Source organism: Oceanivirga salmonicida (assembly GCF_001517915.1).
Taxonomy (GTDB): Bacteria; Fusobacteriota; Fusobacteriia; order Fusobacteriales; family Leptotrichiaceae; genus Oceanivirga; species Oceanivirga salmonicida.
In genome coordinates, this window is sequence record NZ_LOQI01000149.1 from 1 (window position 1) to 810 (window position 810).

Below are 810 nucleotides of genomic sequence, written 5' to 3' on the forward strand. Positions count from 1 at the left end.
GACTAATAACAATGAGGATAGCAAAGATGACGTTCAGACAGGGTGCAATGGCGCTGGTGCTGGCAGGGTTACTCAGCGGCTGCGTGGCGGGTGGAAGTTCATCGACCAGCGCGCCGAAGCCCGGCGTCTGCCCGGCGGATAAGTCCATGGTGCAAACCACGCTTTACTTCGGTCTGAGCCGCCCGGCGGGGAAAGACATCACCGCTGAAGAGTGGCAACAGTTTGTCGACCGTGACGTCACGCCGCGCTTTCGCGACGGGCTGACGGTGTTTGATGCCCACGGCCAGTGGCTTGGCCAGAATGGTCAGGTGGTGCGGGAGCAGAGCAAGGCGCTGATGGTGATCCATGGGCATGACGCGCAGAGCGAGGCGGGTATTGAGGCTCTGCGCCAGGGCTATAAATCACGCTTCGCGCAGGAGTCGGTGATGCGTGTCGACCAGCCGGTCTGCGTGCAGTTCTGAGTAAACGGCGGGGGCAGCCCCGCCGTTTGTTTTACAGCACGAGCCCGGCGAAGCTGGCGGAAAGCAGGCTTACCAGCGTGGCGCTATACACCAGCCGCAGGCCGAAGCGGGAGACGATATTGCCCTGCGGTTCATTCAGGCCTTTGATCGCCCCGGCGATAATGCCGATCGAGGCAAAGTTGGCAAACGACACCAGGAATACCGAGAGAATGCCGAGCCCACGAGACGGAGCTACAACCTATATACCCTAATCTGTTAGATATAAAAGACAAAGAAAAAACAGGACCAAAATTTATATTTTTAGGATTTACAACTAATGGAGAAGTTGCAGAAGAATCCGAAAACATGA

At 56.8% G+C, this 810-nt stretch carries 2 protein-coding genes; one reads left to right on the plus strand and one right to left on the minus strand.

Translation table 11 applies throughout. The annotated features are described in order from the left end of the window. Positions 1-461: DUF3574 domain-containing protein (locus AWT72_RS10250; protein ID WP_503465677.1), on the plus strand; the 461-nt coding region annotated here is incomplete at its 5' end. A gap of 31 nt (positions 462-492) precedes the next feature. Here the strand turns inward: AWT72_RS10250 and AWT72_RS10255 are convergent. After that, a complete protein-coding gene (locus tag AWT72_RS10255) occupies positions 493-672 on the minus strand; it encodes a nucleoside transporter C-terminal domain-containing protein (protein WP_410896891.1) in 180 nt (59 codons plus the stop codon). Positions 673-810: the final 138 nt, after the last annotated feature.